This window comes from Paenalcaligenes sp., assembly GCF_030152715.1.
Classification (GTDB): Bacteria; Pseudomonadota; Gammaproteobacteria; order Burkholderiales; family Burkholderiaceae_B; genus Paenalcaligenes; species Paenalcaligenes hermetiae.
Window position 1 is genome coordinate 1 of record NZ_JASLIX010000106.1, and the last position, 6,180, is coordinate 6,180.

General features: G+C 45.7%; 6 protein-coding genes and 3 tRNA genes. All 9 read right to left on the reverse strand.

Annotation, left to right across the window (positions count from 1 at the left end; genetic code table 11):
* The coding region (locus Q1V74_RS08385) for a GTP-binding protein (protein ID WP_300648098.1) at positions 1 to 159 on the reverse strand (159 nt) is incomplete at its 3' end.
* A 49-nt stretch (positions 160 to 208) separates the two neighbouring features.
* Positions 209 to 283 (reverse strand) — tRNA-Thr (locus tag Q1V74_RS08390).
* Positions 284 to 302: 19 nt separating this feature from the next.
* Positions 303 to 376, reverse strand: a tRNA-Gly gene (locus tag Q1V74_RS08395).
* Between the two features lie 55 nt (positions 377 to 431).
* A tRNA-Tyr gene (locus Q1V74_RS08400) sits at positions 432 to 517 on the reverse strand.
* Between the two features lie 180 nt (positions 518 to 697).
* Positions 698 to 2,014, reverse strand: a complete 1,317-nt coding sequence (locus tag Q1V74_RS08405) for a short-chain fatty acid transporter (protein ID WP_260650531.1) — start codon at positions 2,012 to 2,014, stop codon at positions 698 to 700.
* A gap of 255 nt (positions 2,015 to 2,269) precedes the next feature.
* The gene (locus tag Q1V74_RS08410; protein WP_300648090.1) at positions 2,270 to 3,196 is read right to left on the reverse strand and encodes a ParB/RepB/Spo0J family partition protein; all 927 of its coding nucleotides are present in this window, start codon (positions 3,194 to 3,196) and stop codon (positions 2,270 to 2,272) included.
* Between the two features lie 11 nt (positions 3,197 to 3,207).
* Positions 3,208 to 3,999, reverse strand: coding sequence for an AAA family ATPase (locus tag Q1V74_RS08415; RefSeq protein ID WP_300648092.1), 792 nt, complete (start codon positions 3,997 to 3,999; stop codon positions 3,208 to 3,210).
* A complete protein-coding gene (rsmG, locus tag Q1V74_RS08420; RefSeq protein ID WP_300648094.1) occupies positions 3,996 to 4,658 on the reverse strand; it encodes a 16S rRNA (guanine(527)-N(7))-methyltransferase RsmG in 663 nt (220 codons plus the stop codon). The genes Q1V74_RS08415 and rsmG overlap by 4 nt, the downstream gene beginning before the upstream one ends.
* 1 nt (position 4,659) lies before the next feature.
* Positions 4,660 to 6,180 (reverse strand): tRNA uridine-5-carboxymethylaminomethyl(34) synthesis enzyme MnmG (gene mnmG / locus Q1V74_RS08425; protein ID WP_300648096.1); only part of this gene is annotated, 1,521 nt, incomplete at its 5' end.

Sequence of the window (6,180 nt, forward strand, 5' to 3'; positions counted from 1 at the left end):
AGCAGCGTCAATTTGTGCGTAGTCGCGTGCTTCGCCACCGTATTCTTTGGCTAGAACTGTACAAATTGCAGCGGTTAAAGTGGTTTTACCGTGGTCAACGTGACCAATGGTGCCGACGTTGACGTGCGGTTTAGTCCGTTCGAACTTGCCTTTAGCCATGGCAGACTCCTGAAGGGAATTAAACGTGATAAATGAAGATAAGAAGAGGTGGTGCCCATGGGCAGGATCGAACTGCCGACCTCTCCCTTACCAAGGGAGTGCTCTACCACTGAGCCACATGGGCGGTATTAATATATAGTTGATGGAGCGGGTGAAGGGAATCGAACCCTCGTCTTAAGCTTGGAAGGCTTCTGCTCTACCATTGAGCTACACCCGCAGGTGATTCAGATTCTTTCAACCCGAAATACAATAAGTGCAACTATATGAAAATCTGGTGGTGGGAGTAGGATTCGAACCTACGTAGGCGTAAGCCAACAGATTTACAGTCTGCCCCCGTTAGCCACTTGGGTATCCCACCATTTATATGGAAAATGTGATTATGCTTGAGCTAATTAGATAAGTCAAGCCCTTTTGAATTTTTATTTATTAAAAGATCCAAAGAATGTCATTATGACCCAACGAACCCTAAAGGTCAAGCATTAACCTCAAAAGACATAAAAGTCTTTTGAGGTTAAGTTAGGCGCACAAACACGCTAGTCTAAAAGAAAGTGAGCACTACCGAAATCAACAGCCCCGTTACAAACAGCTGGATTAAACAAAAACCCATGATGTCCTTAGCTTTCAAACCTGCTATCGCTAAGACAGGAAGCGCCCAAAATGGCTGCAGTAAATTTGTCCACGCATCCCCCCAAGCAACCGCCATCGCTACACGCGCTAGATCCACATCAAGCGACTGAGCGGCGGCAATCACAACAGAGCTTTGTACAGCCCACTGACCACCACCTGATGGAACAAACACATTTACTAAGCCCGCGCTTAAGAAAGTCCAAAACGGCAATGTGGTTTGAGTCGCAAAAGAAACCAACCAATCTGATAACGAGGCGGCTAAGCCCGACTGCACCATAATTGCCATAATACCGGCATAAAAAGGGAACTGAATTACAATCCCCGCCCCTCCCTTGATGGCCTCATCAAGCGCATTTAATAAGTTACGCGAGTTCCCATGTAACACAATAGCTAGGATTAAAAAGGTGAAGTTAATAACATTTAAGTTTAGTCCCGCGCCACGAATAATATAGTAATTAAACAGATACGTTAACCCAGCAAACCCTATCAACATAGCCAAAAGCCGGCTGTTTTCCAGACGTGCGGCTGGTCGTGTATCACGCTCAATCTCATAAGTAGTATGTGACTCATCCAACAGCTCTGGGTCAATATAAACACTGTTTTTTTCATCCGGCATCATCATCCGATTGACCAGCGGAACAACAATAAACATCCCGATGACGATGATAAGATTGAAGGTAGAAAAAATTGTCTCGCTGGTGGGGACTATGCCCATTTGCGCTTCATGAAAATGCCCTTGGGTAGCAATTGTCAAAGGAATAGACCCCGCTAGGCCGCCATGCCAGACAATAAACCCAGAATACGCACTGGCCACCAAAAGACGGTAGTCCACGCGAATTTTACGCGCCAGCTCTTTAGCAAACAGCGCACTGACTACCAAGCCAAATCCCCAGTTAATCCAATCTGCCGCTAAAGCCACCACTGTTACCATGATAATGGCCGCTCCTGGACTTTTGGGTACGGAGGCTAACGTAGATAGAATTTTACGTACAGCCGGTGTGCTGGCCAACATGTAACCAGCCACTAACACCAGTAGCATCTGCATCGTAAAACTGAGCAAACCCCAAAACCCATCGCCCCACATGGTAATCACTTCCATGGGCGTTTTTTGCTCGCCAAACCAAGCAGCTCCGCCTGCAATCAAAGTCAAAATAATGACAAAAATATAAGGGTCTGGCAGATACCGTTCGACCAAGCGCACGGAAAAGTTGGTTATCGATTTAAACATACGTCTCCCCTTGAGAAAGCAAAGCATAAAAACTCAAACAAACAATCTGTTACATTTGCTGTGCTTTAAACACTACACCATGACATCCAAATGAATGAAGTACTATAAAGAAACCGTGTCATCGACGCAGCTGGCATTTGCACTAGTACATGGTACGTTATTATTATGGTTACGTTACAGATATGATGGTGCAGCGCCGCATTTGAGTCCCCCCCTAGCAAAAAACACTTATACTAGGGGAAAAAAATAGTGCTTCTATTCGCCGTCCTGAAATAAGCGGTCCAAGCCCTGCTTTTGCAGCAAATCTTGCAAATGATCCCAATCCTGGAAGGAAATCTGCAGATAACCTTTATTTTTCGCATTAGCTTTAATCGTTACTGTCGTACCTAAATAGTCGGCAAGCGTGGTTTCAAAACGCTTAATATCTGCATTGACCGCCTTTTTGTGCGACGCAGCATTTTTTGATAGATCAAGCTCACCATTTACATATCTAGCAACCAGTTTTTCCGTCTCACGCACGGATAAGCGTCGAGCCACAACCTCATTAGCAAGCAGGATCTGAGCAGCAGCATCCACGGCCAGTAAAGCACGCGCATGTCCCATATCAATATCACCTGCTACCAACATGGTTTGTACGGAATCCGCTAAATTTAATAAGCGTAATAAGTTACTCGTTGCGGAACGAGAGCGACCGATGGCTTGCGCAGCTTGTTCATGGGTATAACTGAACTCTTCAATTAAGCGTTTTACCCCTTGCGCCTCCTCAAGTGGATTTAAATCCTCGCGTTGCATGTTTTCGATCAAAGCCATGATTGCCGCATTCTTGTCTTCGATCTCTCGCACCAAAGCTGGGATCGTCTTTAGACCAGCAAGGGCAGCGGCTCTATAGCGCCTTTCTCCAGCCACTATTTCGTACTTAACCGGAGCGGCGGCCTTAATTGGACGAACCAAAATGGGCTGCATTAACCCCTGACTTTTAATGGAGTCAGCCAACTCATTTAATGCCCCTTCATCCATCAACGTACGTGGCTGATACTTTCCGGCTTGTATTTGCTTCAAGGGAATAGATTGAATACCCTCAATTGCTTCGGGACGTTTACCTAGCTCATCAATCGCTGCAGCATCTGCACCCAATAAAGCATCTAGCCCTCTACCCAACCCTTTAGGCTTTCTCGTTGCCATAGTCTTTCCTTTTACTTCTCTGCAGACTTAAGTCTCTGAATTAACTCTTTGCCAAAATCCATGTATGCTTTTGCACCACGAGAGCTCTTATCATAGATCACCCCAGGCATCCCATGACTAGGGGCTTCGGCTAAGCGCACATTACGAGGGATCTTCGTTTGGAACACCTTATCTCCGAAGTGCATTTCAATTTGCTCGGACACTTGGCGCTGCAATGTGATACGCCCATCAAACATGACACGCAACAAGCCTATCAATTCCAAACTTGGGTTAATGTTACGATAAACACGCTTAATTGTATTGACTAAGTCAGACAACCCCTCTAATGCAAAATACTCACACTGCATAGGAATAATCACCCCATGCGCAGCAGCTAAACCATTTAAGGTCAATAAAGAGAGCGTCGGAGGACAGTCAATAAGTACAAAATCATAATGGGTTTTACAATGCTCTAGCGCTTTTTTTAATTGCAGCTCTCGCTTATCAATTTGTACTAAATCAATCTCTGCACCAGATAACTCTCTATTTGCTGCTAACACATCATAATTGCCTGCATCTGACCGGTATATACTTTGATCGATCGTACTTGCCCCGATCAGCACCTGATAGACACTAAGATCCAGATCGTTCTTATCCACTCCGCTGCCCATTGTGGCATTCCCTTGAGGATCTAAATCGATCAGCAAAACTTTTTGTTTTAGTGAGCTAAGCGCTGCTGCTAAATTAACTGTTGTTGTGGTTTTGCCTACCCCCCCCTTTTGGTTCGCCACACAAAACACATAGCTTTGTTTTTTTGTGCTCATGCCATATCCTTATGTAAATAGACCAAACAGCGCTCCGCATTTAATTCAGGTACTATTAACGGCTCTATATGTTGCACCCGCCATAATGTTCTAGACTCCAGCTCCTGAATCTCCTCAGTAGGATGCTTCGCCTTCATAGCAATGATTTGCCCTTGCGGCCCCACATGGCGCTCAGATAAATTAACAAAATCCACCAAAGAGGCAAAAGCACGAGAGATAACCACATCAGCTTGGAATGGCTCGGCTTGCTCTATACGCACATGATGTGCTGACAAGTTAGACAAACCTAAAACCGCTGACATTTGCCGCACAAATGCCATTTTCTTTTCTACAGCATCCACGCAATGTATGTTCCACGTGGAACAAGCGGCCGCCAACACCACTCCTGGCAAGCCCCCACCTGAGCCCACATCTACAATAGTTAAGCGCCCTTCCTTTTGCTCCGCAATATATTGCATCGCGGGGACTACGGCTAGACTATCGAACACATGCTGCACTAGCATGAGATTAGGATCACGTAAAGCCGTTAGGTTATACGTGCGATTCCAACGTTGCATTTGCTGTAAGTATTTTAATAAAGTTTGGACCTGCTGCTCTTGCAGGTCCAAACCTAAATCCGCAGCCGCTTGAAGCAGCCGCTGCCTAAAGCCATCCATCACTTTATTTTCCTTTAGAGGACATTCGTTTAATATAGACCAATAATAAAGAAATAGCGGCCGGAGTAACCCCCGAAATGCGTCCCGCTTGCCCTACAGTCTCTGGAGCGGCTGCTTGCAACTTTGCCACTACCTCGTTTGATAGTCCTGAAATCTTACTATAGTCTATATCTACTGGAATTTTCGTTTCTTCTAAAGCTGCCTGCTTAGAAACCTCGACTTGTTGGCGTGCCACATACCCGGCGTACTTCACCTCAATTTCGACCTGATCTGTAATACGGCTCTCCAGCCCTAGATCTGCCAAAACCGACTCTTTTGTTTCCGCTTTAACTAAGTCAAAAAGCTTGCTGTAGGTCATTTCTGGACGTTTAAGCAAGTCATGTAAAGAGTACTCTCGTTCGATCGTACGCCCTAACACCTGCTCTTGTGTTTCACGTGAAACAAGACGAGGGTTAACCCATGTGGATTTTAATCGCTCTATCTCTGCTTCAACCGCGTCACGCTTACGGCAGTAAAAATCCCAGCGCTCATCATTAACCACCCCTAAGCGGCGGCCGATTTCCGTTAATCGTACGTCTGCATTATCCTCACGTAAAGACAAACGATATTCAGCACGAGATGTAAACATGCGATACGGCTCTGTTACCCCTCGTGTGATTAGATCATCGACCAACACTCCAAGATACGCTTCATTACGTTTCGGGTACCACAATTCCTGCTCTCGAATTTGTAACACTGCGTTAATTCCCGCAAGCAATCCTTGGGCCCCAGCTTCTTCGTATCCTGTCGTGCCATTAATCTGCCCTGCAAAAAACAGGCCTTGGATTGCTTTGGTTTCCAAGGTGGGTTTTAATGACCTCGGATCAAAATAATCATATTCAATCGCATAGCCAGGTCGCATAATACGTGCGTTTTCTAAACCCGGTAGGCTATGCACAATACCGATTTGAATATCATAAGGTAAGCTTGTAGAAATCCCATTCGGATAGATCTCAGTAGAAGTCAACCCTTCGGGCTCTAAAAACACCTGGTGGCTCGCCTTATCAGCAAAACGGTGAATTTTATCCTCGATGGAAGGACAGTAGCGTGGCCCCACCCCTTCGATAGTACCCTCTTCACTGTACATGGGGGAGCGATCTAAGCCTGAACGGATAATGTCATGGGTCCTAGCGTTGGTATGAGTGATCCAACAGGGGAGCTGGCGTGGATGCATGGCTGCGTTGCCCATATAGGAAAATACAGGAATCGGGTCTGTATCTCCATGCTGCTCTTCTAATTGACTGAAATCAATCGTATTAGCATCAATTCTAGGTGGAGTTCCGGTTTTTAAGCGGCCCTGAGGCAAAGCAAGATCTTTTAAACGCTCAGCCAAAGTAATAGAAGGAGGATCTCCTGCGCGACCACCAGAATAGTTATCTAACCCAACATGAATGCGCCCATTAAGAAAAGTACCAACAGTTAATACGACTGCTTTCGCTTTAAAACGCAGCCCAATTTGAGTAATAACCCCCTCAACCCGGTCGCC